Annotated in this window: 26 protein-coding genes; 22 read left to right on the top strand and 4 right to left on the bottom strand. The window is 55.6% G+C overall.

Annotated elements, in window-relative coordinates:
- The first annotated feature begins 9 nt into the window (after window positions 1-9).
- The 12 genes from NQZ67_RS19390 (at window position 10) to map (ending at window position 12,904) form a co-directional block, all read left to right on the top strand.
- Window positions 10-1,215 carry an acetyl-CoA C-acyltransferase gene (locus NQZ67_RS19390; RefSeq protein WP_257449135.1) on the top strand — a complete coding sequence of 402 codons (1,206 nt, stop codon included), beginning with the start codon at window positions 10-12 and terminating at the stop codon, window positions 1,213-1,215.
- Between the two features lie 65 nt (window positions 1,216-1,280).
- The gene (locus NQZ67_RS19385) at window positions 1,281-3,080 is read left to right on the top strand and encodes an acyl-CoA dehydrogenase FadE (RefSeq protein ID WP_257449133.1); all 1,800 of its coding nucleotides are present in this window, start codon (window positions 1,281-1,283) and stop codon (window positions 3,078-3,080) included.
- Between the two features lie 15 nt (window positions 3,081-3,095).
- Window positions 3,096-4,952 (top strand): long-chain-fatty-acid--CoA ligase, encoded by a 1,857-nt coding sequence (locus tag NQZ67_RS19380; protein WP_257449131.1) that lies wholly within the window; start codon window positions 3,096-3,098, stop codon window positions 4,950-4,952.
- Between the two features lie 38 nt (window positions 4,953-4,990).
- Window positions 4,991-5,419: a PaaI family thioesterase gene (locus NQZ67_RS19375; RefSeq protein ID WP_257449129.1), complete on the top strand. Its 429-nt coding sequence runs from the start codon at window positions 4,991-4,993 to the stop codon at window positions 5,417-5,419.
- Between the two features lie 592 nt (window positions 5,420-6,011).
- Window positions 6,012-6,206 (top strand): hypothetical protein, encoded by a 195-nt coding sequence (locus NQZ67_RS19370; protein ID WP_257449126.1) that lies wholly within the window; start codon window positions 6,012-6,014, stop codon window positions 6,204-6,206.
- Between the two features lie 180 nt (window positions 6,207-6,386).
- Window positions 6,387-6,575, top strand: a complete 189-nt coding sequence (locus NQZ67_RS19365) for a hypothetical protein (RefSeq protein ID WP_068687297.1) — start codon at window positions 6,387-6,389, stop codon at window positions 6,573-6,575.
- A 171-nt stretch (window positions 6,576-6,746) separates the two neighbouring features.
- Window positions 6,747-7,802, top strand: a complete 1,056-nt coding sequence (locus NQZ67_RS19360) for a FecCD family ABC transporter permease (protein ID WP_257449121.1) — start codon at window positions 6,747-6,749, stop codon at window positions 7,800-7,802.
- Window positions 7,803-8,834, top strand: a complete 1,032-nt coding sequence (locus tag NQZ67_RS19355) for a FecCD family ABC transporter permease (RefSeq protein ID WP_257449119.1) — start codon at window positions 7,803-7,805, stop codon at window positions 8,832-8,834. It abuts the gene before it with no gap.
- A gap of 31 nt (window positions 8,835-8,865) precedes the next feature.
- On the top strand, window positions 8,866-9,690 hold the full coding sequence (locus NQZ67_RS19350; RefSeq protein WP_257449117.1) for an AraC family transcriptional regulator: 825 nt from the start codon (window positions 8,866-8,868) through the stop codon (window positions 9,688-9,690).
- 105 nt (window positions 9,691-9,795) lie between these two features.
- Window positions 9,796-10,815, top strand: a complete 1,020-nt coding sequence (locus NQZ67_RS19345; protein WP_257449115.1) for an ABC transporter substrate-binding protein — start codon at window positions 9,796-9,798, stop codon at window positions 10,813-10,815.
- A 143-nt stretch (window positions 10,816-10,958) separates the two neighbouring features.
- Window positions 10,959-12,005 carry an NAD(P)/FAD-dependent oxidoreductase gene (locus NQZ67_RS19340; protein ID WP_257449113.1) on the top strand — a complete coding sequence of 349 codons (1,047 nt, stop codon included), beginning with the start codon at window positions 10,959-10,961 and terminating at the stop codon, window positions 12,003-12,005.
- 146 nt (window positions 12,006-12,151) lie between these two features.
- The gene (gene map, locus NQZ67_RS19335; protein ID WP_257449111.1) at window positions 12,152-12,904 is read left to right on the top strand and encodes a type I methionyl aminopeptidase; all 753 of its coding nucleotides are present in this window, start codon (window positions 12,152-12,154) and stop codon (window positions 12,902-12,904) included.
- Window positions 12,905-13,098: 194 nt separating this feature from the next.
- Here the strand turns inward: map and NQZ67_RS19330 are convergent, their stop codons facing one another.
- On the bottom strand, window positions 13,099-14,028 hold the full coding sequence (locus NQZ67_RS19330) for an arylamine N-acetyltransferase family protein (RefSeq protein ID WP_257449160.1): 930 nt from the start codon (window positions 14,026-14,028) through the stop codon (window positions 13,099-13,101).
- Between the two features lie 188 nt (window positions 14,029-14,216).
- Between NQZ67_RS19330 and NQZ67_RS19325 the strand changes: the two genes are divergently transcribed.
- The 3 genes from NQZ67_RS19325 (at window position 14,217) to NQZ67_RS19315 (ending at window position 17,328) form a co-directional block, all read left to right on the top strand.
- Entirely contained in the window at window positions 14,217-15,488 is a 1,272-nt protein-coding gene (locus NQZ67_RS19325; protein ID WP_257449109.1) for an APC family permease, read from the top strand.
- Between the two features lie 107 nt (window positions 15,489-15,595).
- The gene (locus tag NQZ67_RS19320) at window positions 15,596-15,913 is read left to right on the top strand and encodes a cupin domain-containing protein (RefSeq protein ID WP_257449106.1); all 318 of its coding nucleotides are present in this window, start codon (window positions 15,596-15,598) and stop codon (window positions 15,911-15,913) included.
- 176 nt (window positions 15,914-16,089) lie between these two features.
- On the top strand, window positions 16,090-17,328 hold the full coding sequence (locus tag NQZ67_RS19315) for a molybdopterin-dependent oxidoreductase (protein ID WP_257449104.1): 1,239 nt from the start codon (window positions 16,090-16,092) through the stop codon (window positions 17,326-17,328).
- Window positions 17,329-17,662: 334 nt separating this feature from the next.
- On the opposite strand, the gene NQZ67_RS19310 is transcribed toward NQZ67_RS19315, so the two are convergent.
- Window positions 17,663-18,220 carry a DUF1697 domain-containing protein gene (locus NQZ67_RS19310; RefSeq protein WP_257449102.1) on the bottom strand — a complete coding sequence of 186 codons (558 nt, stop codon included), beginning with the start codon at window positions 18,218-18,220 and terminating at the stop codon, window positions 17,663-17,665.
- Between the two features lie 233 nt (window positions 18,221-18,453).
- Between NQZ67_RS19310 and NQZ67_RS19305 the strand changes: the two genes are divergently transcribed.
- Window positions 18,454-18,693: a hypothetical protein gene (locus tag NQZ67_RS19305; protein WP_257449159.1), complete on the top strand. Its 240-nt coding sequence runs from the start codon at window positions 18,454-18,456 to the stop codon at window positions 18,691-18,693.
- A 129-nt stretch (window positions 18,694-18,822) separates the two neighbouring features.
- The gene (locus NQZ67_RS19300) at window positions 18,823-19,683 is read left to right on the top strand and encodes a sulfurtransferase (protein WP_257449100.1); all 861 of its coding nucleotides are present in this window, start codon (window positions 18,823-18,825) and stop codon (window positions 19,681-19,683) included.
- A 266-nt stretch (window positions 19,684-19,949) separates the two neighbouring features.
- On the opposite strand, the gene NQZ67_RS19295 is transcribed toward NQZ67_RS19300, so the two are convergent.
- Window positions 19,950-20,285 carry a hypothetical protein gene (locus NQZ67_RS19295; RefSeq protein ID WP_257449099.1) on the bottom strand — a complete coding sequence of 112 codons (336 nt, stop codon included), beginning with the start codon at window positions 20,283-20,285 and terminating at the stop codon, window positions 19,950-19,952.
- 878 nt (window positions 20,286-21,163) lie between these two features.
- Here NQZ67_RS19295 and NQZ67_RS19290 point away from each other — a divergent pair.
- From NQZ67_RS19290 to NQZ67_RS19280, 3 genes are all read left to right on the top strand, one after another.
- Window positions 21,164-21,271 carry a putative holin-like toxin gene (locus tag NQZ67_RS19290; protein ID WP_257449097.1) on the top strand — a complete coding sequence of 36 codons (108 nt, stop codon included), beginning with the start codon at window positions 21,164-21,166 and terminating at the stop codon, window positions 21,269-21,271.
- A 348-nt stretch (window positions 21,272-21,619) separates the two neighbouring features.
- Entirely contained in the window at window positions 21,620-22,165 is a 546-nt protein-coding gene (locus tag NQZ67_RS19285) for an RNA polymerase sigma factor (protein ID WP_257449095.1), read from the top strand.
- Complete coding sequence (locus NQZ67_RS19280; protein ID WP_257449093.1) at window positions 22,162-23,172, top strand: hypothetical protein; 1,011 nt, start codon at window positions 22,162-22,164, stop codon at window positions 23,170-23,172. The genes NQZ67_RS19285 and NQZ67_RS19280 overlap by 4 nt, the downstream gene beginning before the upstream one ends.
- 96 nt (window positions 23,173-23,268) lie before the next feature.
- On the opposite strand, the gene NQZ67_RS19275 is transcribed toward NQZ67_RS19280, so the two are convergent.
- On the bottom strand, window positions 23,269-24,120 hold the full coding sequence (locus tag NQZ67_RS19275; RefSeq protein ID WP_257449091.1) for an aldo/keto reductase: 852 nt from the start codon (window positions 24,118-24,120) through the stop codon (window positions 23,269-23,271).
- Between the two features lie 170 nt (window positions 24,121-24,290).
- On the opposite strand from NQZ67_RS19275, the gene NQZ67_RS19270 reads away from it, so the two are divergent.
- Window positions 24,291-24,737 (top strand): MerR family transcriptional regulator, encoded by a 447-nt coding sequence (locus tag NQZ67_RS19270; protein ID WP_257449089.1) that lies wholly within the window; start codon window positions 24,291-24,293, stop codon window positions 24,735-24,737.
- Window positions 24,738-25,052: 315 nt separating this feature from the next.
- Window positions 25,053-26,144 carry a response regulator transcription factor gene (locus NQZ67_RS19265; protein WP_371825328.1) on the top strand — a complete coding sequence of 364 codons (1,092 nt, stop codon included), beginning with the start codon at window positions 25,053-25,055 and terminating at the stop codon, window positions 26,142-26,144.
- The last annotated feature ends 14 nt before the right edge of the window (window positions 26,145-26,158 follow it).

Here is a 26,158-nt window from a genome sequence, read left to right as displayed (position 1 = left end):
GGGATTACGATGAGCAAATTTACCGAGCACGAGCTTGACGCCGTCATCGTCTCCGCGGCGCGGACGGCGGTAGGCAAGGCGAATAAAGGCAGCTTCGCGGAGACAAGGGCGGAGGATCTCGGCAGGGCGGCGATCCGGGGAGCGCTCGAGCGCGTGCCGGAGCTGTCTCCGGAGGCGATCGAGGACGTCATTATCGGCTGCGCGATGCCCGAAGGCGAGCAGGGTCTCAATATGGCGCGCGTCATTAGCTTGTATGCCGGGCTGCCGGTCACGACGCCGGCGGTGACGATCAACCGGTTCTGCGCGTCGGGCTTGCAATCCATCGCCTATGCCGCGGAGCGTATACGGCTTGGCGAAGCCGACGCCGTCATCGCCGGCGGCGTGGAGAGCATGAGCCACGTGCCGATGACCGGCTTCCGGCTGTCGCCTCATCCCGGCATCGTGGACGCGATGCCCGAGGTGTATATGGGAATGGGGCATACGGCGGAGGAGGTCGCGCGCAGATTCGGGGTCACGCGGGAGGATCAGGACGCCTTCGCTGCGGCCAGCCATCAGAAGGCGGCTACCGCCATCGCGGCGGGACTGTTCCAGGAAGAGATCGTTCCGGTCACCGCGAGGAGAACGGGGACGGACGACAACGGCAGGCCTTGGGAGAAGACGTTCACGTTGGCGATCGACGAAGGCGTGAGGCCGGAGACGACGGTGCAGACGCTGGCTCCGCTGAAGCCTTCCTTCGCGAGGGAAGGGACGGTCACGGCCGGCAACTCCTCCCAAATGAGCGACGGCGCGGCAGCCGTGATCGTGATGAGCAGGAAGCGGGCGTCCGAGCTCGGCCTGCGTCCGCTGGCGGCCTTCCGGGGCTTTGGCGTCGCGGGCGTAGCTCCGGAGGTGATGGGCATCGGACCGATCGAGGCCGTGCCGAAGGTTCTCCGCAAGGCGGGCTTGTCGCTGGAGGACGTGGATCTCTTCGAGCTGAACGAAGCGTTCGCGGCGCAATGCGTGCCGATCATCCGCGAGCTCGGACTCGACCCGGAGCGCGTGAACGTCAACGGGGGCGCGATCGCGCTGGGCCATCCGCTCGGCTGCACGGGGACGAAGCTGTCCGTGTCCCTGATCCACGAGCTAAGGAGAAGGGGCGGCGGCATCGGCGTCGTCACGATGTGCATCGGCGGCGGCATGGGCGCGGCCGGCGTTCTGGAGGTTTACGCGCCGTAACGAGGGCCGGCGCGACCGGAAGAAACTTGCGAATTCGTTAGTTAACCAAAGGGAGGACTAGAGGGATGACGGATACGAAACGATTCGGCGGACGGTTTATCGTAGAGGACAGCAAGCCGGAATCTGTCGTGACGCCCGAGGATTTCACGGATGAGCAGCGCATGATGTCGCTTGCGGCGGAGCAGTTCCTGGAAGCGGAAATCGAGCCGAACGACGCGGCGATCGAGGCGCTGAATTACGAATTGACGGTCGAGCTGCTGCGCAAGGCGGGCGAGCTTGGCCTGCTGGGCGCCGACGTGCCGGAAGCCTACGGAGGGATCGGGCTGGATAAAGTGAGCACGACCCTGCTGGCGGAGACGATGGCGAGAGCTTCCTCCTTCGCCCTGTCGGTAGGGGCGCATACGGGCATCGGAACGCTGCCGATCGTGTTCTTCGGAACGCCGGAGCAGAAGCGCAAATATTTGCCGGACCTCGCGATGGGCACGAAAATCGCCGCTTACTGCTTAACGGAGCCCGCGTCCGGGTCCGATGCGCTCGGAGCGAGAACAACCGCCAAGCTGTCGGAGGACGGCAAGCATTACGTGCTGAACGGCTCCAAGCTGTACATTACGAACGCGGGCTTCGCCGACGTCTTCATCGTATACGCCAAGGTCGACGGCGAGAAGTTCACCGCTTTTATTGTCGAACGCTCGATGCCGGGGTTCAGCGTCGGACCGGAGGAGCATAAGATGGGCATTAAGGGCTCTTCGACCTGCCCGCTGTTCTTCGAGGATGTCCCCGTGCCGGTAGAGAACGTGCTTGGCGAGGTAGGGAAGGGGCATCATATCGCGTTCAACATTCTCAATATCGGACGGTTCAAGCTGGGCGCCGCATGCCTGGGCTCGTCGAAGGAAACGATCGAGCTGGCTTCCGCCTACGCCAATACGCGCAAGCAGTTCGGCAAGCCGATCTCGAGCTATCCGTTAATTGCCGCGAAGCTGGCCGACATGAATATCCGGACGTTCGCGCTGGAGAGCATGATCTACCGGACGGCCGGCTTCATTGACGAGACGCTTCGCGACTCCGGGGCGGAGGAGGCCGAGTCGACCGCCGAGGAGGCCGGCATGCGCGCGGCCAGAGCGATAGCCGAATACGCGATCGAATGCTCGATGGTGAAGGTATTTGCTTCGGAAGCGCTGGATGCCGTCGTCGATGAGGGGGTGCAAATACACGGAGGGTATGGCTACATCCGCGAATATAAGGTCGAGCGGATTTACCGGGATTCGCGGATTAACCGCATTTTCGAAGGGACGAACGAAATCAACCGCATGCTCATTCCGGGCACGCTGCTGAAGAAGGCGATGAAGGGCGATCTGCCGCTGCTGCAGAAGGCGCAGAGCCTTCAAGCGGAGCTGATCGGACCGATGCCGCTCCCGGATTTCGCGGAGCCGCTTAGCAAGGAAGCTTACCGGGTAGCCCAAGCGAAAAAAACGTTCCTTGCCATAGGCGGCCTTGCGGTTCAGAAGCTTGGCCTGCGGCTTGAAGAGGAGCAGGAGGTGCTATGCGTATTAGCCGACCTGATGATTCAGACCTTCGCGATGGAGAGCGTCCTGCTGCGCTCGCAGAAGATCCTGCAAGGGATAGGGGGCAAGAACGGGGAGCAGGCCGGGCTTGCCGCGGCCATGACGGAGGTGTTCGTCCAGGAAGCGATGGAGAAGGTCGAAAGTCTTGCCAAGACTGCGCTGTCTGCCTTGGAGCGCGGGGACGGCTTGCAGATGCAGCTGTCCGTCCTGAAGAAGCTTATGCGGGCGCCGCTCGCGGATACGATCGCGCTGAAACGGGAGATCGCGGCCCGGGTGATTCGAAGTGAGCACTATGTCGTGTAGAGGGGGAGAGCATCCATGGAACCGCTTAGACCGGAAGACCCGCTTGTACCCGAACAATCGCGAGCCGAAGAGCAGGATGCCGCGCATGAGGCAGAAGGCGGGGGGGCACAGGAGCCCGCCTTGGTATCCGAGCCCGATCCGGAGACTGATGCAGAGCCGAACGATCCCGCAGACGAGCCGATCCTTCGGCCATGGCTTCGCCATTATCCCGTGGAAGTGCCGCCGAACCTGACATACCCGGACTGCAGCATCGCACGATTTCTGTGCGATGCGGCGGAGCGGTATCCTCACCATAACGCGCTCTATTTTATGGGGAAAACCTTGACCTACCAGGAGCTCTACGCGTCGGCCCGCAAGCTGGCGGGAGGCCTGTCGTCCCTCGGCATCGCGCGGGGCGATCGGGTCGCGATCATGCTCCCGAACTGTCCGCAAGCCGTTATCGCCTATTACGGCGTATTGTTCGCGGGCGCGATCGTCGTGCAGACCAACCCGCTGTACGTGGAGAGGGAGCTCCAGCACCAGCTGAATGACAGCGGCGCGGCCGCGATCATTACGCTCGACATGCTGTACGCCCGTGTCGCGCGCGCCCGCGGCGAGTCGCCGGAGTCAGGCCCGATCCCGGCTCTGAAGCATGTCGTGATTACCTCGATCAAAGACGGGCTGCCCTTCCCGAAGAGCATGCTGTACCCGATCAAGCAGCGTAAGGAAGGCTTCCGGAGCGATATTCCATACGGCAAGCACGGCGTGCTGGCTTACCGGAAGCTGCTCCGGGGCGGCGCCATCGAGGTCGATCCCGATGCGCTGCCGAAGGGCGAGGAGCTGGCCGCTCTGCAGTATACCGGCGGAACGACGGGAACGCCGAAGGGCGTCATGCTGACGCATCGCAACCTGGTCTCCAATACGATGCAGACGTCGGCGTGGTGCTACAAGGCCGAGGACGGCAAGGAGCGTTTTCTTGCGGCGCTTCCGTTGTTTCACGTGTTCGGATTGACGGTACTCATGAATATGTCGGTCATGCGGGCAGGATCGCTCATTCTTCTGCCTCGCTTCGAGACGGAAGCGGTGCTGAAGACGATTACCGACAGGAAGCCGACGATATTCCCCGGCGCTCCGACGATGTATGTCGCTCTTATCAACCATGCGAACGTCAAGAAGTCCGATCTGTCCTCCGTCAACGTGTGCATCAGCGGCTCGGCCGCATTGCCTCTCGAGGTCCAAGAGCAGTTCGAGTCGCTTAGCGGCGGCCGGCTGATCGAAGGCTTCGGCTTGACGGAAGCTTCCCCGGTGACGCATGCCAATCCGATCTGGGGACTGCGCAAAATCGGCACGATCGGCATCCCGTTCCCGGACACGGACGCCGTAGTCGCCGATCCCGCGACGGGCAAGCCGCTGCCGCCGGGGCAGCTCGGCGAGCTGATCATCCGCGGACCTCAGGTGATGAAGGGCTATTGGAACCGTCCTGAGGAAACGGCGAAGACGCTCGCGAACGGATGGCTTCGGACGGGCGACTTGGCGACGATGGACGAGGACGGTTATTTTACGATTATGGATCGCATCAAGGACGTCATTATCGCCAGCGGCTTCAACGTCTATCCTCGGGAAGTGGAGGAGGTGCTGTTCGAGCATCCGGCCGTTCGAGAAGCGGCGGTTCTTGGCGTGAAGGACGCCTACAGGGGCGAGACCGTCAAAGCTTATATCGTGCTGAAGGACGGGTGGCAGGTATCCCGCAGTCAATTGGATCGCTGGTGCAGAGACCGTCTTGCGGCGTACAAAGTGCCCCATCAATACTCCTTTAGGGAAACGCTTCCAAAGACGATGGTCGGCAAAGTGCTTCGGCGGAAGCTGGCGGAGGAGGAGCTAGAGCAGGAGTAGGCTTCGAAGCCGCCCGGCGATGAGAAGGGATGATCGAAATGGATGAACAAGGGCCTCGGCAGCAGCCGGATAGCTCCGAGCTGCTCGACCGTTTGGCGGAACGCGCGCAGCAGACGTTCTGGGGCCTGCTCGGCTGCGAGGTCGTGCAGGCCGACGGCCGCAACGCGACGATCTGCCTCGATATTATTCCGTCGCACTTGAATTTGCTCGGCATCGTGCACGGCGGCGTGCTCATGTCGCTGATGGACAACGCGATGGGACTGATCGTAATGCTGGCGGAGACGGACGGGAAGGCGGTCACGGCTACGATGAATACGCACTTCCTGGCAAGCAGCAGAGGCGGCTTGCTGCTCTGCGAGTCGGAGCTGCTGCATCGCACGGGGCGCACGCTTACTCTGGAGGCGAGAGTCAAGGATGAGGACGGCAAGCTGCTGGCCTGGGGCAGCGGCAGCTACCGGATTATTTAGCTGGCGCAATAAGGGTGCGAGGCACGCTTATTGGTGCCCGACCGGGCGTTTGCGGTGCAATAAGAATGCGAGGCACGCGTATTGGTGCCTGACCGGGCACTTGCTGCGCAATAGACGTGCGAGGCACGCTTAATGATGCCCGACTGGGTCTTTGCGGTGCAATAGACGTGCCAGGCACGCTTATTGGTGCCCGAACAGGCACTTGTGGCGTAATAGACGTGCGAGGCATGCTTAATGATGCCCGACTGAGCCTTTGCGGTGCAATAGACGTGCGAGGCACGCTTATTGGGGCCCGACCGTGCACTTGTGGTGCAATAAGCATTCGAGACACCTTAATGGTAACCGCACGGGCACTTTTGACGTAATAAGCATACAAGGCACGCTTAAAATGCCCGTTCTCTCGTTTGAATTCCGCTCGTGGCACATTCCGCGGAGTCCGTCAACTCCCCTGTACCACGAGTTGCTAGTAGTTGTCGAGTTCGATATAATTATAGCAAATATATGGAAGAATTTTTGTGCATGGTGCACATATTGAGAAGCGGCGGCATGACCGATAATATTCTTAAGCATGTAAAAGAATGGAGGTGGGGATATGGATCAAGGATGGGCGACTGTGCTGCTACTGGCGTTCGGCATCGTTGTCGGCGTCATAGGCGTCATCGCTTACTTGCGCATGCTGCGCAAGGACAAAACGGCGTTCGTCTCATCTAGACCCGATGCCCCGCCTGCCGGTTCGAATGGAGCGGAAGAGGCGAAGGATTCCGAACATACCTTCATAAAGGACTAATATTTGTTCACTTTCATAATCCTTGGCAAACTGTTATAATAGTAAGAAAAATGAAAACATTGTGACTCATTGGCCATGGAGTTGCCTGCACCGAAGGGGGTTCTTGCGGTGTAAGAGCCGCATACGTTCTCGGATAATGCTGTTTAGGACATCCATCCATCGTATAAGGGAGGAGATTTCATGGCGAAACATAGCCAGAATGAAGTCAAGGAAAGTCTGAAGGAACTAACGAGAATTTTCCAGCCCAAGGACCCGCGCAAGTTTGTGAAGGATTACATTCGCAAATATCGCATAACCGGCGGATATGAGGATGAGCTTACATCATTGGTCGAGGATGAGCTTGGCAGACTGAACTCTTCGGTAGGATGATCATAATAAGGATAGGCTTTGCTCCCGGGTGGAGCAGAGCCTTTTTTGTTACAATAATATGGTTACAATAGAAGAAGCTCCGCGGGACAGAAAAAGTATGGCGCTCGTCTGGAGTCTGGTTTATGATAATGAGAATTTATATCATCATTTCTAACAGCAAAGGTGAATGCAATGGGTGCACAGGAAGGAAACGAAAATCGAATAGTCGCGCAGGCAGCCGTCAAAAAAACAAGCAGGCCGCTGACCGCGTCGTTCGTCATTTTACTCGGGCTCGCCGCGCTGGCGATAGGTCTGGTCATCTCCATCTCCTTCGGAGCGGCGGAAATTTCTTTCCGCGTTGTCTGGGAAGCTGTATTCCGGTTTAATCCGGACATCCCGGACCATCAAGTCATCCGGGAGCTGCGGCTGCCGAGGGTGCTCGCGGGCGTAATCGTGGGTGCGAGCTTCGCGGTCGCCGGCGCGATCATGCAGGGGATGACGCGCAACCCGCTGGCCGATTCCGCGCTTCTCGGTCTGAATTCCGGGGCGGCTTTCGCTCTGGCGGCATGCATGGCTTTTTGGCCGGGGTTGTCCTATACATACATGATCTTGTTCTGCTTCGTCGGAGCGGCATTCGCTGCTGCAATCGTGTATGGCGTCGGCTCGCTTGGCAAAGGCGGGGTGACTCCCGTGCGGCTAACGCTGGCCGGCGCCGCGCTGAGCGCGCTGCTCAGCGCGCTCAGCGAAGGAATCGCGCTGCAGTATCAAATTGGACAAGATTTAGCCTTCTGGTTTGCGGGCGGACTCGCCAGGACGAAGTGGGAGCAGCTGCAGATTATGCTCCCGTGGATCGTCGGCGCGTTGCTGGGTGCAATGGCGCTGTCCCGTTCCATTACGCTGCTCAGCCTGGGCGATGAAATCTCCAAAGGTCTCGGGCAGCGGACGCAGCTGGTCAAGCTTGCGGGAACGGTTATTGTGCTTATATTGGCGGGCGCATCCGTGTCGGTCGTCGGAATGGTCGGCTTCGTCGGACTCATTATCCCGCACGTGTCGCGCAGGCTGGTAGGCGTAGACTATCGCTGGATCGTTCCCTGCTCCGCCGTGCTTGGCGGGCTGCTCGTCGTGTTCGCGGATTTGGCGGCGAGAATGATCAATCCGCAGTCCGAAACTCCCGTCGGCGCGCTGATTGCCCTGATCGGCGTTCCGTTCTTCCTCTATCTTGCCCGCAAAGAAAGGAGGGAGCTGTAGATGAAACCGATCGCCATGAGATCATCGGAAGCGCAATCGAGACGAAGAGCTTATATCGTTGCAGCCATTTTGTTCGCGCTCATATTGATCGTATTCTTCATCAGCATGAACACCGGCCAGATCAAGCTCGCTCCTCAGGACGTGCTCGGCACGCTGTTTGGTTTTGGGACTGCCCATCAGGAGCTGATTCTCTTCAAATTCCGGCTGCCGCGCATCGTCATATCCGTGCTGATTGGCGCGGGACTCGCCATATCCGGATGCATATTGCAAGGTATTACCCGCAACGCGCTGGCGGATCCGGGAATACTCGGGATTAACTCGGGAGCGGGTCTCGTCGTCGCTTTATACATTGCGTATTTTCCATTGACATCTGCTGCACCCGTATTCTTGCTGCCTCTTCTGGCTCTGCTGGGAGCTGCCGCAACGGCCGCCTTGATCTACGGGCTTGCCTATAAGAAGCGGGACGGCATCTCGACGACGAGTCTGCTGCTTACGGGCATCGCCGTCACCGCCGGCATCAACGCGGCGATGATCGTCCTGACGATCCGGCTGAATCCCGCGGACTTCCAACGCATCGCAACGTGGCTGGCGGGAAGCATTTGGGGGACGACTTGGAAATTCGTCCTGGCGCTGCTGCCATGGATCGTGATTCTGATTCCTTATGTCATAAGCAAAGCCAGAACACTAGACGTGCTGAATCTGGGAGAGACGACGGCAACGGGACTTGGCGCTCCCGTTAAAAGCGAGCAGCTTAAGCTGATAGCGGCAAGCGTGGCGCTTGCCGGAGCCAGCGTCGCGGTGAGCGGCGGGATTGGCTTCGTCGGACTGATCGGTCCGCATCTCGCCAGACGCTTGGTCGGTCCGAGGCACCGCTTCCTTCTTCCGGTCACGGCGCTTGCCGGCGCGCTGCTTGTACTTGTGGCGGATACGGTCGGACGCGTCATTCTGCCTTCCGAAGTGCCGACCGGCATTGTCGTGGCGGTGATCGGCGCCCCGTATTTCCTATATTTGATGGCTCGTTCCAAAGCGTAAGAAAGGTTGTTCGAACGGAGGGGATCAGGCGTTGAATTACCGATACGAGCAATTGGCCAAACAATTCGCGAGCATTCCGGTTACGGTGTACGGTGTCTTCCAGACGGTACTAGAATCGAATCATATCTACACCGGACACGTGGACAAGCCCACGACCAAATGCGGCATGATCATCGGGCTGAGAGGCGAAGCCGAGTTCATCTTCGACGGAACGGAGCGGTACCGGGTATCTCCGGGAACCGTTCTGCTTGGCGGGGCGGGGAGACAGCTCGAGATCCTGGTGGGCGACAGCGGCTTCGAATATTGCCTCGTTCACTATTTGCTGGATCAGGACGACATGGATAAGCATGCCGTTGCTTATTTGACCGTCACGCTGGAGCCCGAGCTGATCCGCTTGCTGGAGCAGATCGTGAAGGCGGCGTCCGAGCCGGATTATATGGGACAGCTGGAGAAGAAGGCGCTGTTCTATCGGATCGTCACGTTCGTCATCCAATCGGACAGACGCGAGCAGATCGGGGAGAGCTATCCCGTCGTGGAAGACGCGATCGCGTATATCCAAGCGCATTACATGGAGGGGTTGACGCTCGCGGGACTCTCCGAGAGGTACCAGCTGAAGCCGAAGTATTTCTCTTATTTATTCCAAAAATATACCGGAACCGCGCCAATCGATTATTTGATCGCCTACCGGATGAACCGCGCGCAGGAATGGCTGACGACGGGCCAATTCTCGGTATCGGCGGTGGCGAGGAGCGTCGGATACGCGGATCCTTACTATTTCAGCAGGCTGTTCAAAAAATATAAAGGCGTGCCCCCGAGCAAGCTGGGATTCGCCGCCAGAAGAAATTGTCCATCTTAACTTCGGGAAACTCTCTATTCTCACCGGCGCCGTCCGGTGATATCTTTTTAAATGGTAATGAGAATCGTTATCGAATAAATGTAGGGAAAAGTGAGGATACTAGCCATGAGAAAGCATTCATTCATCGGATTTATTAGCGCCATCATCTTGGTGATCCTATTATCCGCATGCGGGAATAACGCCGAATCGAACACGCAGCCGTCTGCATCGCCTGAAGCGAGCGAAACGACAGGATCGGGTGAAGGACAGCAAGAGGAGGTAGCTCCGAAGTTCCCGCGCACGATCAAAGCGGCCAATGGCGACGTGACCATCGCCGAGGAACCGAAGAAGGTTGCGGTTGTGCATTGGGGCTACGGCGATTCACTGCTGCTCTTCGATGTGGAGTCGGTAGGCATCGCCCTTCCTTTCACCGAAGCGCAGTCCGCTCTGAAATCGGAGACTTACAAGCCTTATGTCGACAAAGTCAAAGAGATTAAGATCGTGGGCGAGAATACGACGGTCAACATGGAAGGGCTGCTCGCTTACGGTCCGGATCTGATTATTGCCGGAAGCAGCGTGAACGGTGATATTGCCGAGCAGCTGGAGAAAATCGCGACAACCGTCGTTATCGACGAAGCGGTAACGGACGTGTGGAGCAACTGGCAGGGGCTCGTGACGGAATTCGGCAGCATTCTCGGGCAGGAAGAAGTCGCGGAGAAGTACGTGGCGGACTACAACGCCAAGCTTCAAGAAGCCAAAGAAAAGCTGTCCGGATTGGAAGGCAGCGTCGCGTTCCTGCAGGTCAGGGACAATGCCGTCTGGCTGCAAGGATCCAATTACTTGAAGCCGTACTACGAAGGCATGGGATTGACGCCGCCGGAAGGCGACGCGCAAGGAGAAGGAGCCGAGCTGTCGCTCGAGGGTCTTGTCGCGATTAATCCGGATCATCTGATCCTGGGTTACTTCAACTACGAGGATCGATCGCTCCCGGCTATGACGGACGAGTGGGAGAAGAGCGAGGTATGGGGCACGCTGAAGGCCGTGCAGAACAACCAAGTTTACGGCATTAACGGCCAGCTGGCGCTGGGTTACGGTCCGATTGGCAATTCCTACGGAGTAGATGCGGTGCTCCAAGCATTGGAATAAGAGATAGAGGAGTGTCCGGCGCGAGGTGCGGCGGGCATTCTTTTTTTGCAAAGTAATTGAGAATTGGTCTCAACTCATGTATAGTTGAAGTTATTGAGAATCGTTATCACGAGCAAGCGTAGAGTGACGGGGAGGAAACAGGGATGGAGACAGCGGCGAATAAGCTGGAGCTATATGATGTGACGATAATCGGCGGGGGACCGGCGGGATTATATACGGCTTTCTACAGCGGCATGCGCGAGCTCAAGACGAAGCTGATCGAGGCGCAGGATCAATTGGGGGGCAGGATGCTGCTCTATCCGGAGAAGATCGTATGGGACGTAGGCGGCGTCGTGCCGACTCGGGCCGAGAAGCTGCTTGAGCAAATTATACAGCAGGGCATGACCTTCGACCCGACGGTCGTGATGAACGAGCAGATTGTCGGATTGGATAAGCAGGAGGACGGCACGTTCCTGCTGACGGCGGCGAGCGGAAACAGGCATCATACGAAGACGGTTATCATGACATGCGGGTACGGCATTCGGAAGCTTGCGAAGCTGGAGATTGAAGGAGCCGATCGTTATGAGGTAAGCAACCTGTATTATACGGTGCAGGAGCTGGAGCGCTTCCGCGGCCAAAGAGTGCTGATCTCCGGCGGAGGCGATTCCGCCGTGGATTGGGCTAACGAGCTGGCGCACGTGGCGGCCAGCGTGACGGTTGTGCATCGCCGCGACAGCTTCGGCGGGTTGGAGCGCAACGTGTCGATGATGAAGCAAACCGCGGACGTGCGGACGCCATATGCAATCAAAGCCTTGCAAAGCGCGGATGGGAAAAGCATTTCCCAAGTGCTGCTCCAGCACGTAGAGACGGGAGAGGAAAGCACGGTGGAGGTGGACGCAGTTATCGTCAACCACGGCATGCGCTCGGACTTCGGTCCGATCCGGAATTGGGGCATCGACATGGGCGAATGGAAGGCGAACGTCGGCCCGAAGATGGAGACCAATATTCCGGGCGTATTCGGAGCGGGAGATTTCGTCGGCTTCGAGAGCAAAGTAGGCCTTATCGCCGGCACATTCACGGATGCCGTGCTGGCGCTGAACAGCGCCAAGGTTTACATGGACCCCGAGGCGACGCCGTACGCTTACGTCTCCTCCCATAACGACCGGTTCAAGGAGAAGAACAAGGAGCTGGAGGAGCTGCAGAAAGTGTAGCTGGAGGCTTCGGAGAAGCCGGCTGAACGGAATGGAAGCCGACTTCGAGAAAATGCCGTCTTTTGCGGTAATGAGATCTTGGTTCGCGGAATAGGGTAAGCATATACGCCCCTTTTCTACCCACGACTAAGAAGGAGGTATCGCAAATGTCAGTAGAGTTGAAGACGCGGGAGCATATTAGGGGGATCCGCAAGGCGGGACGGGTTGTGGCGGCATGCCACAAGGCGTTGTCGAAGCGTCTTGCGCCGGGGGTGACGACCCGCGAGATTGACCGGTTCGTAGAGCGTTTCATGATAGATCGGGGGGCGACCCCCGCGCAGAAGGGATACAAGGGCTATCCGTACGCAACCTGCGCATCCGTGAACGACGTCGTCTGTCACGGCTTTCCGGATTCGGAGCCGCTGGAATCCGGGGATATCGTGACGATCGACATGGTGGCGGATATGAACGGTTGGAAGGCGGATTCTGCCTGGACGTATATAGTCGGCAAGTCCACCGCGGCGACGGATAAGCTGTTGCACGTGGCCAAGCAAGCGATGCTTGACGGCATTAAGATGGCGCTGCCGGGCAATTATGTCGGGGATATCGGGCATGCGGTGCAGAAGAGGGCTGAGCGAGAAGGCTTCGGCGTCGTGCGAATGTTCGTCGGGCACGGAATCGGTCGCAGCATGCACGAGTTTCCGGAGGTGGAGCACTTTGGCCCGCCGGGCCAAGGCGTGAAGCTGGAGGAGGGCATGGTTATCACAATTGAGCCGATCATAACGACAGGCCGCCCTGAGGTCTACGTCGGCATGGACGGTTGGACGGCCCGGACGGTGGACGGATCTTGGGCGGCCCAATTCGAGCATACCGTCGCGATCACGAAGGACGGCCCGGTCGTGCTGACGCGGTGGGACTAGCGAGCGAAGAAGAAGGCAGAGCGCTTCCTTGTGGGAGCGCTTTTTTTGTTTGGTGCTGCAGTTGAGCCCGGTGATTGGGAAGAGGAAGTTCGGGGGAAATAGAGGTGTGAGGAACGTCTAATATGCTTGGCTACTTGCCAGGCTCGCAGGCTCGCCGCGGGGGCGGGCCTGCGAGCCTGGGGGCCAAAACACATCTACGGAGCGGCTTTGTCGGCCGCTTCTTTGGCGCGTTTCCAGTCCTCGTGCAGGCGGAGCACCTTGGACCAGAGGGCGTCCCGTTCCAAGCCGTCGTAGACGACCAGCTTCTCGCCGAAGACGTCGCCCATGACGTCCAGCCATTGCTGCTTGTCGAGCAGCTCCGTCTTCCGGATGCTCTTGCCTTCGCGGCTGCTCCATATGCAGCCGCGAAGCTCGTTGCCGCCTGTCGCGTGGCGATGACGAAGCAGGAAGGTGTTCATCCAGGGCGATTCCGGCGACGTGCTGTAATGCTCATGTTTGGAAAGGAATGGCGTGATGTCATCGACGATCTCGGGGGCGACGTCGACGCCGACGAAGCTGGCCAGCGCGTCGTGCTCGAGCCGCCAGCCGCCTGGAGCGACGGCGGAGCTTGTAACGCCGTACGTGTAGGCGCCTTGGACATACGAGCCATGTACAAGGGGGAGCGGCTCATATGGCATATCGCCAAGTCCGACGTCAACGATCCACCGCTCTTGGCCGTCCTCGCCTGCGCCGATCGTAACGGTCTGAGCCAAATGAAAGCCGTTCACGCGCGGCGATTCGCCGTTCGGCTGCACGCCAGCGCGATGCCAGTCGACCTGGTAGCCGAGGGAACGGAGGAGCGTGCCGAACGCCCCGTTCAGGTGAAAGCAATAGCCGCTTCGGCCGGTAAGCAGCAGCTGAACGGATTGCTTCGGGTCGATGGATGCGGGTCTCCCGGCGACGATATCGACGGTTTGCCAGGAGAAGCGTTCGACATGGGCCCGATGGAGCCGCATCAAATAATCCAGGCTCGGTTCCTCGACTTCCGGCATGCCGAACCGCTCCAAATAAGCTTTTATTTCGTGCGGAGTAAGCAAATGAAGAGCCTCCTTCGGGAAATGAATATGGTCGCAAGTATCTATCATCATCTTATTCGAACTCTGGCATGGATTAAATGGTCAGAATGCAACAAAATGAAGGGGACAGATGCGGATCGGAAATAACGACGACGTATCGAATCTGTCCCCTTGCATGTGCTGTAATCTGCCCCTTCTTAGCCATACAGATTTTCGTTATGGTAAACGTAATACTTTCAAGCAAGGAGTCATAAACGATGTCAAATGTAACGGTTCAGGCGGACGGCTTGCGACAAGTGCTCCGTCTGCCTCAGATTATTGCTCTCTATATCGGATCCGTGGTCGGTTCCGGCATACTGCTCATACCGGGAATGGCGGCGGAGGCCGCCGGACCCGCCTCCATACTGGCTTGGCTGGCCATGTCCCTGCTCGTCGTGCCGATGGCCGTCACGATGGGGCTGCTCGCGTCCAAATACCCAAGCGCGGGCGGTGTATCACACTTCGCAAGGCTGGCATTCGGGCCGCAGTACGGCAGCCTTGTCGGCTGGTTCTTCTACCTGTCCGTCCCGCTTGGAGCTCCGGTATTGGCGGTCACCGGCTCCCAATATCTCGCGGTTCTGCTCGATTTGAGCCATGATCAGCTCTACGCGCTTGCCGCGGTGATGCTGCTGCTGCCGATCGTGGTGAACGTATTCGGCCTGAAGCTCGCGGGAGGCGTGCAGACGGCGGTGATCGCGATGATTATCGCGATTCTGCTTCTGGCCATCTTCGCCGCCATTCCCCATCAATCCGCGGAGCGGTTCACGCCGTTCGTGCCGCACGGCTGGTTCAGCGTAGCTCAGGCGGCCGGGCTGCTGTTTTGGTGTTTTATCGGGTGGGAGGCGGTCACGCATCTCTCTTCCGAGTTCGTAAACCCGGAGAGGGATGCGATACGCGGCGTGCTGTGGAGCGCGGGTATCGTGGCGCTGCTCTATTTCTCGGTCGCGTACTTCACAATCGCGACGGGCAGCTATGGAGGCGCCGCTTCGGCCGCTTCCTTAAGCATGATGGTTCAGCTCTCGCTCGGGCAGGCGGGGGGCTGGGCTGTTGCTCTCGCAGCGCTGTTCATCTGCTTCGCCGGTCCCAATGCCTACGTCAGCGCTGCCTCGCGGATCGCCTATTCGCTGGCCAGGGAGGGCGCGGCGCCAAAGGTATTCGGCTTCGTCAGCCCGAAATTCGGCACGCCGACCGGCGGTCTGCTGTTTATCGCGGCCGGCAGCTTTGTAACGCTTGGCCTTATGTACAGCGGAGTGATCACGTTGTCGCAGCTCATCCAATGGCCGAACGCTACCTTCGTCGCGACGTATTTGGCCGGCTGTCTGGCTGGCGTTAAGCTTCTGAAGGGCAGCAAGCTAGGAAGACCGGCGGCGATCATTTCGTTCGCGTGCACGCTCTGCCTGTACCCGTTCCTCGGGTGGTCGGCTCTGTATCCGCCGGCTATCGCGGTCGTCGTTTGGCTCATCGGCCGGCGGGGCAAAAGGAAGGCATAATCCGTTTTGAAACCGATATACGTTAGAAATGGTTATTTTCGTTAAAGGAAAACGCTGTGAAATGTTTAATTCATTAAGAATAAACGATGCGAAGGAGTGAATGGATAGTGAGCAACATCGGAGTATGGGAGCCTGCGGAGCCGGGCGTGAAGCGCAAAATCATGGAGCCGGGCAAAACGGTCATGATGATGGAGGTTCATTTCGAGGAGGGCGCCGAGGGGTATCAGCATTCGCATCCCCATGAGCAAATGTCGTACTGCTTGAAGGGGCGTATCGCGTTCACGATCGACGGCGTCACGACCGAGATCTCGGCGGGCGACAGCATCTACATTCCGAGCGGGGCCGTTCACGGCGTGAAGGCGCTGGAGCCGAGCGCGCTGCTCGATTGCTTCACGCCGGTGCGCGAGGATCTGGTGCGTAGGTAAGCAGGTTGAAGCACGGAAAGCCGGGCGAACGTCGGGAGACGGGGCATCGGCTTTTTTTTGGCTGTATGGTAGGGGAGAGAGAGAGGCCATTTATGGAGGCAGTCGAAACCCCATGACGATGGCGTTATAATGATAGGAGCATGACTTCGAACATTCGGATGGAGGGGGCAGTGTTCATGAAGGGATGGCTGGAGCGGCTGCGCAAAGGATACGGGAAGAAGCTGGTCGCGCTGCATGCGTGGAATGGCTGGATCGTCGTCGTACTGGCGCTGACCGGCTTGATCCTGCTAGGCGGCTTCTGGAGGGGCGTGCTCGGCGAGGGCAGGGTTTGGCTGAAGTGGGCGCATATTGCCGTAGGCATCGCTTCGATCATGCCGATACTGTATTACTTGGCGCTCGCAGGCAAGCATTGGAGGCAGCTCCGGGGCAAGCCATGGCAGAAGTTCAATGTATACGTCGTGCTTGGCTTTCTGCTCGGATGGTTTCTGTCCGGCGTTCTGCTGTGGCAGTTCAAGCTGGTCGGCCCTCGGATATCGAATGCCGCGCTTGTCGCGCATGATCTGCTGACTTGGATCGGCCTTCCTTACATCATCTACCACTCCATTACAAGGGCCAAGTGGCTGAAGGATCCGAAGCGTCGCACGGTGCAGGCCGAGAATAGGTCCGTCGACGAGCTTCATCCGGCCTCTCCGCAGCCGGTTTATACGAGAAGGGCGTTCATTCGCGGCGCGATCGGCGTCGGCTTGGCCGTAACGGTCGGTCCGTCCTTCCTGAAGTGGCTTGGCGAATCGCTCGGGAGCGCCGGGGGCGGCGCCAGCATCGACAAGCTGATCGAAAACAACGCCAACGAGCTCCTTCCGGCGCCGCAGCCGATGACTGCGTCTTCGCCTCCGATCGGAGGCGGGGCCCAGGGGCATTTTCGCGTGTACACGGTAACGCCGATTCCGAGCTTCAACAACGCGAACTGGTCGTTCCGCGTGGATGGTCTGGTAGACCAGCCGCTGCAGTGGAAATGGGAGGAGTTCGTAAAGCTGGCGCGAACCGTGCAGGTGAGCGATTTCCACTGCGTGACGGGCTGGTCCGTCTACAAAAACACATGGGAAGGCATTCCCGTAAAGGAGATGCTGAAGCTGGCGGGCGTGCAGGGAAAAGCGAAGTCGGCCATCTTCTACTCCGGCGACGGCGTCTACACGAGCGGCATTACGCTGGAGCAGCTAGCGAAAGACGACGCGATGATCGCGGTTCTGCATGACGGCAAGCCGATCCCGAGCGATCTCGGCGGACCTGTGCGTCTGATCATGCCGAAGATGTACGCCTACAAGTCGGTGAAGTGGCTGAACCGGATCGAGCTCATCGAGGGCGAGCATATCGGCTACTGGGAGCAGCGCGGGTATGCGAACGAGGCGTGGGTGTAGGTTTTTTGGGGGGCTGGTCGTTCCTGGACTCCGTGAGAATAAGATAGGGGCTAACGGAACTGAAAGACGTTATTCGTCGGAAAATAGGGCGTTTCGGTGTGGTAGCGGAACTGAGAGCCTTTATTTGAGGGAAATTGAATGGAATCACCAAGGAAATAGGCGAATAGCGGCTCTCCGTTCCGTTAGCGATGAAAAAACGCTAGAATACCACAAATAAGGTCATCCAGTTCCGTTACCATTCGAGGGGTTATAGCTTAAGCGTTCGATGGCGTAGGGAAATTCACCTAAGTTGGCCTAATCGGCCTATTGTCCTCTGGCAGCACTGCCCATTTCTTTACTTAGCAGCTGCTGCAGCTGCCGCTTGCATAAGCTCGTAAATTTTGCGGGCGGTGTTGACGTTGCGGACGGTCACTTGGCGATACAGCTTGGTGCCAATTATTTTGTTCATGCCGCTTCTCCCCGCATTCTCCCGGTCGTACGACCATAGGATGGCTCCGCTCACATAGATGACATGATCGACGTCGGGATTGGTCGTTAATTGCTCAAGCACCGATTCGTTGTTGATTTCGTCCCACAAATACAGCACGTCGCTCTTCATGCTCGTGTCGTTCGTCCAGCTGTCGGGCAGCTTGTCCATGATCGTCTTGATTTCATCCATCGTTCGAATCATGACTTTGATGGTCAAACCGAAGTCGCGGGCTATCGCTTCCTCGAGGATGACAGCCAGCTCCGGGGCGGTATGCGTGCTATCCGTGAAAATAATATTTCCCGTATTGATGTACGTCACGACGTTGGTCAGGCCGAGTCCTTCGAATGTGCGCTTCAGCAGCTTCATATCGATCTTGTTGTTTCCGCCGACGTTAATGCCCCGCAATAAGGCTACGAATACCATGCAGTTCCCTCCAATAGACGATCGGATTTGATAGGATATGGAATTATTATAGAGGCAGCAAGAGGGAGAAACAATGAAGAGAAGGGTACAATCCCTCCAATCACCACGTAAATATGGGCATGAGCCGTGGTACAACCTCGAACGGACTGGCATATAATGCAGTGAGGTTGAGGAGGTGATGCAAAGTGTTTGGATCGCTGACTTATTGGATGGAAGTTGCGATGTGGGTCGTGATGGGATCTATGGCTGTCGACTTTTTGGTCGGTCTGTTCATGTCGCTCAAAGACGGCAAGCTGTCCCATGAACTCGTGCTCGGCTACCTGAAGGACATGATGTACTATGTGCTTCCACTCTTCGTGCTGGCAGGTATTTCGGCTATGGACCAGACGGGATGGATCGTCTTAGTCGGATACTACGTTGGGGCTCTCGCAGTAGTAGTCAAGTATATCTCAGATATTAAGGCGAAATTGTAAACGCCTACACTCTCTCACCGCTAAGGAACCTCCGTTCCGCCTGAATAGGTGGAACAGGAGGTTCTTTTTTTGTTGGGCTGTTTTCCGTTATAATAGGACGCAGGAAAGCAAGAGAGGACGGAAACTGGGATGAATAATATCGTTTCTTTGAAATGGCTTTTGGCTCGCATGTACGAGCCTGATATCGTTATCGTGGATTGCCGCTTCTTGATGGGCAAGCCGGACGCCGGCCGCGAATTGTATGAGGCCTCGCATATTCCGGGTGCGGTTTATATGGATCTGGAGAAGGACTTGTCTGCTCCGGTAGAAGAGGATGGGCATGGCGGGCGGCATCCGCTGCCGGATATTTTCGACCTGACGGTCGCGCTTAGCCGTGTCGGCATCGGCAATGAGTCTCGCGTCGTCGCCTACGATGATCAAGGCGGAGCGATGGCCTCCCGTCTGTGGTGGCTGCTCAAGTACCTTGGCCACGAGCAGGTTTACGTGCTGGATGAAGGTTTCACCGCGTGGGTGAATGCCGGATTCCCGGTTTCTTCGGAGCAGAAGGTGCTTATTCCGGCGAAATTCCTGGCGGAGGTTCAGCATTCGATGCTGGCCGAGATGGCCGAGATTCAGGAACGTTTGGGCGACGAGTCCCTGACGTTGATCGATTCGCGCGAAGCGCCGCGCTACCGGGGCGAAGTCGAGCCGCTCGACAAAGTCGCCGGCCACATCCCCGGGGCGATCAACCGCTTCTGGAAGGACGGCTTGAGCGAGTCCGGCGCTTGGAAGGACGCGGCTTCGCAAGCAGATCGCTTTGCCGATCTGGATCGCGAACGCGAGCTGGTCGTCTACTGTGGCTCAGGCGTCACCGCGACGCCTAACGTCATCGCGCTTCAGGAAGCGGGATTCACGAAGGTTCGTCTGTATGCGGGGAGCTGGAGCGATTGGATTTCGTATGAGGAGAATCCGATTGCTAAAGGAGATGAAGAAAGCCCGAGCAAGGCATAGCAGTATTTCGTCTCCTTGTATAGAGTGCCTTCAGACAAATAGTCTTTACATGCCTCTAAAGCGTTCCGAGTCAACACGAAGTCAACAAGCAACTCATGATAGCATGTACAGCACATGACAAACCGAGCGCGTTATCACACGACGAGCATACAATAGAAGGGCCGGGAAGCCACCTCAATCGGTGACTACCCGGCCCTTAACATTTGTACTTTCAAGTAAGTCAACAATTTTTAACAAACAATATGGCAATCAACAGGGAATCAACGTTACTGACGTTGCTGTTTTTCACCGGTCAGCCACTTTTTAATATCGTAATCGTATTTGCGGATGGAAAAGAAGATATAGAGAAAAATCACGGCATTTCCAAATACAAAGGCCAAAGGTGCGAGCAGAAGCACCTTGACGAGGCTTCTTTCCCGAAAATAAATCCAGCATAAAATAAAAAATACACCCAAATACAAATCGACCAATGTCGCTTTGACCCATAATAAAGTGAGGTAGGTTCCCGTAGTTTCAAATATGTTTTCGTTGATCTGAGCGTAAGCAGTACAGCCAAGGATACAGACTGCGAATAGCAGGCTTGTATATTTAATTGCCTTCATACATTCGACTCCTCTTTTTATAGAATCCTCATGCAAAATCCTCTCCGGTGCTTTATCAAAACAAAGCCCATTGGTGTTGCATTAAAGTCAGTATATTAGCTTTTAAAGCAGTTCGGTAGGATGAAATCCCTTCACCCCCCTGAATGAATCACTCAAGAGTTGGCCGTTTTTATGCGCATCATTGATAGTAGACCTTTATTTTGGAGTTTGAATATGATGCGGAGGGACGGGGTGGCACGAGCTCCAAGAACATTCACCATAGCCGCGGGATGGAAGGCTATTATATTTGCAGGAAAATTGATCACTGCGTACGCTTGATAACGAAGAACATGCGGAGTAGTTCGCGGCTATTACTGTATTCGCATGATAGTCCCGAAAAAGGAAAAATAAACGGCGTGACAACGCTGATGTTCCCGATTCGAGTTGGCTCAGTGAAAATCTGACTCTGAGTTTGGAGCGATTGGATTTCGTATTGCGAGAATCCGGTTGCGGTGGGGGATGAGGAGAAGGCGGAAGACGAATAGTAGTATCAACTCGATGTATACATTGCCTTGCGGCTTGTACGCCCTGGCGATGTTTTTTTTATGCCTCGAAGTCAACAAGGAGTCAACAATCGTTCTCTGAAGTGCTTACAGAAAGCCCTAGACCGAGCGCTTGCTCGGCTGAAAAGAGTTGTTATTGTAGTGGTTCTTCCTAGCGAATCAACAACAAGAAGCCTCTCGAGGACTAATCAACATCGAATCAACAACCTTTTGTACAAAGAGTCGGAAATTAGAATTTCACTGCTCTGTTTCTTACAAATTATGCTATAATTAGACAAGCACGTAGAACGGCTTGCAAGGGCGGTCGGCTACCTCTCGAAGAAGGGAGGGATGCCCATGGAGGTTAAAGACGCTTTGACGTTGATGATTGGTTTTGGGGCGCTTATTGTAGCGCTGCTTACGCTGGTTGTTGCCATAGTCGTAGCGTTTAACCAAAAGAAATAGACCGCCCCACTGCAAGGATTGCGGTCTATTTCTGATCTCAGATCCGAAGCCGACCGCCTTTGAAGCGGTCTATTGTGCCAAGGAGTCGTGTTGACGCACGGCTCCTTCTTTAGTTTTATTATAACTTCGCAGTTTTATACATGCAATAAGGTGTCACAAGTCAGCTTGAACGGGATCATCGAATCATGGGCTGAAGGAGAGAGCGATAAGGTATTCATGCTCTGGCGATGTATTTTTTATGACATGAAGTCAACAAGAAATATACGTGTAGAAAAATCTTTACCTTTAATTGCAATAACAGTGAACGATTCGCAACCGGCTCTTGTCTAATAGGATGGAGGTGAATATATGGAATCCCGCATGGAATTTCAATACTTGGTGAATGTGGATCGTATGGACAAGACGGAGTTATATCGACTAATGACTACATATGGCGATGATGTAACGAGATACGCTTATGCCATCACCAAAAACAGGGAGCAGGCCAAGGATATTGCCCAAGAAGTATTTATTAAAGTGTTCCATGACGTTGGCACATTCAAGGGCCGGTCATCTCTGAAAACATGGTTATTCTCAATCACAAGAAACTTGGCTATTAACGAACTGAAGTCCAGCTATATGCGTCGCATCGTTCTGTTCGGCTGGGTGAAGCCGCAAAAGAACGAACAGTCGGCGGAAATGAATTATTTTATGGAACAATCCGTCCGCGAAATAAGAGACATTATCATGTCTTTGCCGAATAAGCTGCGAGAAGTTCTGCTTCTGACTCTTGAACACGAACTGACAATGATCGAGATCGCTAAACTAATAAACGTGTCGGAAGGAACGGTAAAGTCGAGGCTGCATAGGGCGCGTAAAATCGTGAACAGTAAATGGAGGGAGATAGAGCCATGAACGATCGATCTGTTGATTGGGAAAGCAGAGTAAAACAAGGACTGTTCCCGGAGGAAGTTTTCTCTAGTGATATGAGACGGCAGGTTATGGATACATTAGATCGTCGTCCCGGTTACTTCTCACGGCAATGGAAGTTTCTCGCAGGGGCAGTGGTCTTGAGCTTCCTTTCAGTTATTGTTGCGATTAACTGGTCATACGAATTTACCAGCAAGGGCGCTTCCGGCTTGAACGATGAGAGGGGGATGCCTGTCGTATTTAAACCCTTAATTGCGACAGAGTGGGAAGAGGGTGAAACGAATAATCAAGCAGATCCAGACATCCTACCGGGATTATCCAATAAATATAACCCATTAAGAAATAAGACAAACGGACACATTGCGCAAATTCCGTATAGCGATATTCAATTACTTGATGAAAAGCCAATAGAAGGCTTTGGGATGGCACTGCATTATACCCTAAAGCCCGATTCGCTGACCCCGCATGAAACGAACGGGGATGTGGATTATTTTGGGTTCACCTTAGACGAATCTTCCCAGCCGGAAAATCTGTACCATTATGGCTACGGGCATTTGTATGACTTACAGTTCAGTATGACGCGATTGTTCGGACAAGAAGTGTTGAAGATCGAAGGAGCCAATTGCAGAACGGATGGCGAATCCTGCGTCTGGTATGTAAGAAAAGACTCGGACGGCCAGGTTTATTCTTACATAAGTCTTGAGGCTGCCAGTTATGAACGTGACTTGGACGGCGACGGGAAAGAAGAAGCTGTGGTTGTGACCCGCAAACGAAACCAAATCTATATATTTAAAGAACAGGACGGGCAACTTTTATGGTCGAGCGTACGGGAGACTTTGGGAGCTAACCAAGATGACAGTATACAATACGATGATGCTAGCGGTACCTTCACTATACATTCAATCCTTGGGGAGGGGAAATACACCGATAACGTTTACGCTTATAAGGAAGGTTCGGACTCGCTTATTCGAAGGGATAACCGCGGCAGATAGCATCAGTAGAATTTTGTATATGATAAATACATCGCCTTGCGGCTTATGAGCCGTGGCGATGTATTTTTTTGCTAATGCCAGAAATCGGACCAAGGTTTACAATTCGACTCTCCAGTTGCCCATCATCTTGGCAACTTCCGGATCGCGGTACGATAAGAATAGACTTTCTCGCGTATCTAGCGTGGAAATTAGCCCCATTTCGTCCGCGCTTAGCTCAAAATCGAAAATGTTGAAATTTTCGACGATCCGTTCTTTGCGTACCGACTTTGGAATGACAACAACTTCTCGTTGGACAAGCCAGCGCAATACGATCTGGGCGACAGACTTGTTGTGTTTCTCCGCGATCGTGGTCAGCACTTCGTTAAAGAACATGTTGTTCCGTCCTTCGGCGAACGGCGCCCACGATTGGTGCTGCACGCCCTGCTCCTTCAAGAAAGCAGCGCTCTCTGTCTGCTGGTAGAACGGGTGCGTTTCAATCTGGTTGATGGCGGGCACGATCTCGTTATGCACAATGAGGTCCATCAGACGATCCGGCATGAAGTTGCTGACCCCGATTGCCTTGATTTTGCCTTCACGGTACAGCTCTTCCATCGCGCGCCAAGTGCCGTAGTAATCGCCGAACGGCTGGTGAATCAAGTACAGGTCGAGATAGTCGAGCTGCAGCTTCTTCAAGGATTTGGCGAACGCAAGCTTGGCACTCTCGTAGCCGGTATCCTGAACCCAAATCTTAGTCGTAATGAACAGCTCCTCACGAGGTACGCCGCTGCGCTTAATAGCGCGTCCGACCGCTTCCTCGTTAAGGTAACCGGCGGCGGTGTCGATCAAGCGGTAACCGGCCGACAGTGCCTCGTACACCGCGTTCTCGCACTCTTCGGCATCCGGAATCTGGTAGACGCCGAAGCCTAGGATCGGCATTTCTACACCATTGTTCAAAGTTACAGTTCGCATTGCGATTCCTCCTATTGTTCAAATGTATGAGAGCAACCGGTGCGTATCGCGGAAATTGGGGTGGTGCGGGAGTTCCGGTTACGGCACAGTTGCATTACAATAAGCATAGTACCTTCGTGTTACACGAAGGCAAGAGGCAGTTATTCTTTTTTTTCCAAGGGGGACTCCATATGAATACGGTCAAAGAAGCCGCTCAGATCACGGGCCTCACCGAGCACACCGTCCGCTTCTACACGGACAAAGGTCTGGTGCCAAGCTTACGGCGCAATGAGAATAATATTCGATTATTCGATGAAGAATCCATTAACTGGCTGCATGGGATCAAATGCCTCAAGCAATCCGGTATGCCGATCGATGTCATTAAAACGTATATCGATTTATGTCTCGAGGGCGATTCCACCATTCCGCAACGCTACAAGCTCATGATGGAGCATAAAGAAGCTGCGCTCGCCAAGCTAGAAGAAGCCAAGCAGCACGTTGCCCATTTGGAAGAGAAGACAACACTGTACCAGGCCATTTTGGAGCACCGCACCCTAGACACAACCAACCCCGCCAATTGGGAAAGAGTTCAGCATATGCATAGTGACGTATTTTATAAGGCTTCAGAAAGAGTGTGAATGTCGAAGCCGGTTGCGGTGGGGGATGAGGAATCGCTTATTGGCGAGCAAAGTTTACATGTAATGAATACATCGTCGTACGGTTAATAGCATCGGTCATGTATTTTTTATGCTTCGAAGGGGGTCAACACTCACATACAGAATCATAAGAAGTTAAATATCCAATTGTTTCTAGGGTTAAATTAAAAGGAATAAAATGATACGATGGCAGGGGGGCCGCCGGTTTTGAACGGGTCCTCTATTAACGGTCTCCGACCTAGAGAATCGTCATTAGATGTAGTTAATAGAATCCTATAGGGAGAGGAGAGGTTACAGATCTATACCGTTCTAATTGTAGATGATGAACCGCTCGTCCTGGAAGGCTTGAGCTTCATGGTCGATTGGGAAAGTCACGGCTTCCGAATCTGCGGAGAAGCGTGCGACGGGGAAGAGGCGCTGGAGCGTATCAAGGAGCTGGGTCCCGATCTAGTCGTCACGGACATCAGCATGCCGGTCATGGATGGATTGCAGCTGATTGAGCACTGCACGAATGTGCTCCACGCACCTTGCCGTTTCGTTATTCTGAGCGGGCATGATGATTTCTCGGCCGCGCATAAGGCGCTGTCATGCGGAGTGCTCGACTATTGGCTGAAGCCGATCGACACCATGGAGATTCATGCAGCGCTTAAGGAATTTCGCAGCAGGTGGTCGCAATCCGAGGCCGGTGATCGTACGAAGCAACTGGGTAAGGCCTTGCCGCTGGAAGCGGCTTGGACGGTCCCGATTGCTTCGGATCCGCTGCTGGATGCGGAGGATCGCCTGTTATTAGCCATTCAAGCTGGAGACAGGGAGGGGATTGGGAACGCCGCCGAGCAGTTGTGTCACCAGTTGAAGCTTTCATTCGGCGGCGGCGGAGAGATCGGCAAAGCGTACTTGTCGAACGTACTGCTCGAAGTGACCTGGACCGTCTTCGAGGGAGAGAAGCAAGGCTCATCCGCTCTAGACGAACAAGCCCTATCCCCTCCCTGCTTGCCGGGAATGGAGGAACGTTGGCCCGAGGTTTTGACGGCTTACGCTTGCAAGGCAGCGGAGCGGCTGGCGCGGCAGCGGTCGGAGTCCGGCCCGGCTTGGGAGGTGGCCCAAATCATCCGGGAGCGCTATTCCGAGCCGCTTCAATTGCAGACCATCGCGCAGATGCTCCATTTCCAGCCGGCATATCTCGGTCAGTTGTTCAAGAAGCACATAGGCATGTCTTTCCTTGACTATGTTCATCGTACGAGGGTCGAAGCCGGCCGCAAACTGCTCCGGCGAACCGATTTGAAAGTCGCCGATGTCGCGCGTAAGGTCGGCTATGAGGATCCCGAGCATTTTGCGGCGAAATTCAAGCATTGGACGGGCATGACCCCCTCGCATTACAAAAACGGCTAATTCCAAGGAGGCGA

It is taken from the genome of Paenibacillus soyae, from assembly GCF_024623455.1.
Classification (GTDB): Bacteria; Bacillota; Bacilli; order Paenibacillales; family Paenibacillaceae; genus Pristimantibacillus; species Pristimantibacillus soyae.
This window is presented reverse-complemented; position numbering and strand designations above follow the sequence as displayed.

Coding starts and splice junctions, on each gene's coding strand:
- NQZ67_RS19390 (WP_257449135.1), top strand. CDS start 10: ATGAGCAAATTTACCGAGCACGAGCTTGACGCCGTCATCGTCTCCGCG.
- NQZ67_RS19385 (WP_257449133.1), top strand. CDS start 1,281: ATGACGGATACGAAACGATTCGGCGGACGGTTTATCGTAGAGGACAGC.
- NQZ67_RS19380 (WP_257449131.1), top strand. CDS start 3,096: ATGGAACCGCTTAGACCGGAAGACCCGCTTGTACCCGAACAATCGCGA.
- NQZ67_RS19375 (WP_257449129.1), top strand. CDS start 4,991: ATGGATGAACAAGGGCCTCGGCAGCAGCCGGATAGCTCCGAGCTGCTC.
- NQZ67_RS19370 (WP_257449126.1), top strand. CDS start 6,012: ATGGATCAAGGATGGGCGACTGTGCTGCTACTGGCGTTCGGCATCGTT.
- NQZ67_RS19365 (WP_068687297.1), top strand. CDS start 6,387: ATGGCGAAACATAGCCAGAATGAAGTCAAGGAAAGTCTGAAGGAACTA.
- NQZ67_RS19360 (WP_257449121.1), top strand. CDS start 6,747: ATGGGTGCACAGGAAGGAAACGAAAATCGAATAGTCGCGCAGGCAGCC.
- NQZ67_RS19355 (WP_257449119.1), top strand. CDS start 7,803: ATGAAACCGATCGCCATGAGATCATCGGAAGCGCAATCGAGACGAAGA.
- NQZ67_RS19345 (WP_257449115.1), top strand. CDS start 9,796: ATGAGAAAGCATTCATTCATCGGATTTATTAGCGCCATCATCTTGGTG.
- NQZ67_RS19340 (WP_257449113.1), top strand. CDS start 10,959: ATGGAGACAGCGGCGAATAAGCTGGAGCTATATGATGTGACGATAATC.
- map (WP_257449111.1), top strand. CDS start 12,152: ATGTCAGTAGAGTTGAAGACGCGGGAGCATATTAGGGGGATCCGCAAG.
- NQZ67_RS19330 (WP_257449160.1), bottom strand. CDS start 14,028: ATGATAGATACTTGCGACCATATTCATTTCCCGAAGGAGGCTCTTCAT.
- NQZ67_RS19325 (WP_257449109.1), top strand. CDS start 14,217: ATGTCAAATGTAACGGTTCAGGCGGACGGCTTGCGACAAGTGCTCCGT.
- NQZ67_RS19315 (WP_257449104.1), top strand. CDS start 16,090: ATGAAGGGATGGCTGGAGCGGCTGCGCAAAGGATACGGGAAGAAGCTG.
- NQZ67_RS19310 (WP_257449102.1), bottom strand. CDS start 18,220: ATGGTATTCGTAGCCTTATTGCGGGGCATTAACGTCGGCGGAAACAAC.
- NQZ67_RS19305 (WP_257449159.1), top strand. CDS start 18,454: ATGGGATCTATGGCTGTCGACTTTTTGGTCGGTCTGTTCATGTCGCTC.
- NQZ67_RS19300 (WP_257449100.1), top strand. CDS start 18,823: ATGAATAATATCGTTTCTTTGAAATGGCTTTTGGCTCGCATGTACGAG.
- NQZ67_RS19295 (WP_257449099.1), bottom strand. CDS start 20,285: ATGAAGGCAATTAAATATACAAGCCTGCTATTCGCAGTCTGTATCCTT.
- NQZ67_RS19290 (WP_257449097.1), top strand. CDS start 21,164: ATGGAGGTTAAAGACGCTTTGACGTTGATGATTGGTTTTGGGGCGCTT.
- NQZ67_RS19285 (WP_257449095.1), top strand. CDS start 21,620: ATGGAATCCCGCATGGAATTTCAATACTTGGTGAATGTGGATCGTATG.
- NQZ67_RS19280 (WP_257449093.1), top strand. CDS start 22,162: ATGAACGATCGATCTGTTGATTGGGAAAGCAGAGTAAAACAAGGACTG.
- NQZ67_RS19275 (WP_257449091.1), bottom strand. CDS start 24,120: ATGCGAACTGTAACTTTGAACAATGGTGTAGAAATGCCGATCCTAGGC.
- NQZ67_RS19270 (WP_257449089.1), top strand. CDS start 24,291: ATGAATACGGTCAAAGAAGCCGCTCAGATCACGGGCCTCACCGAGCAC.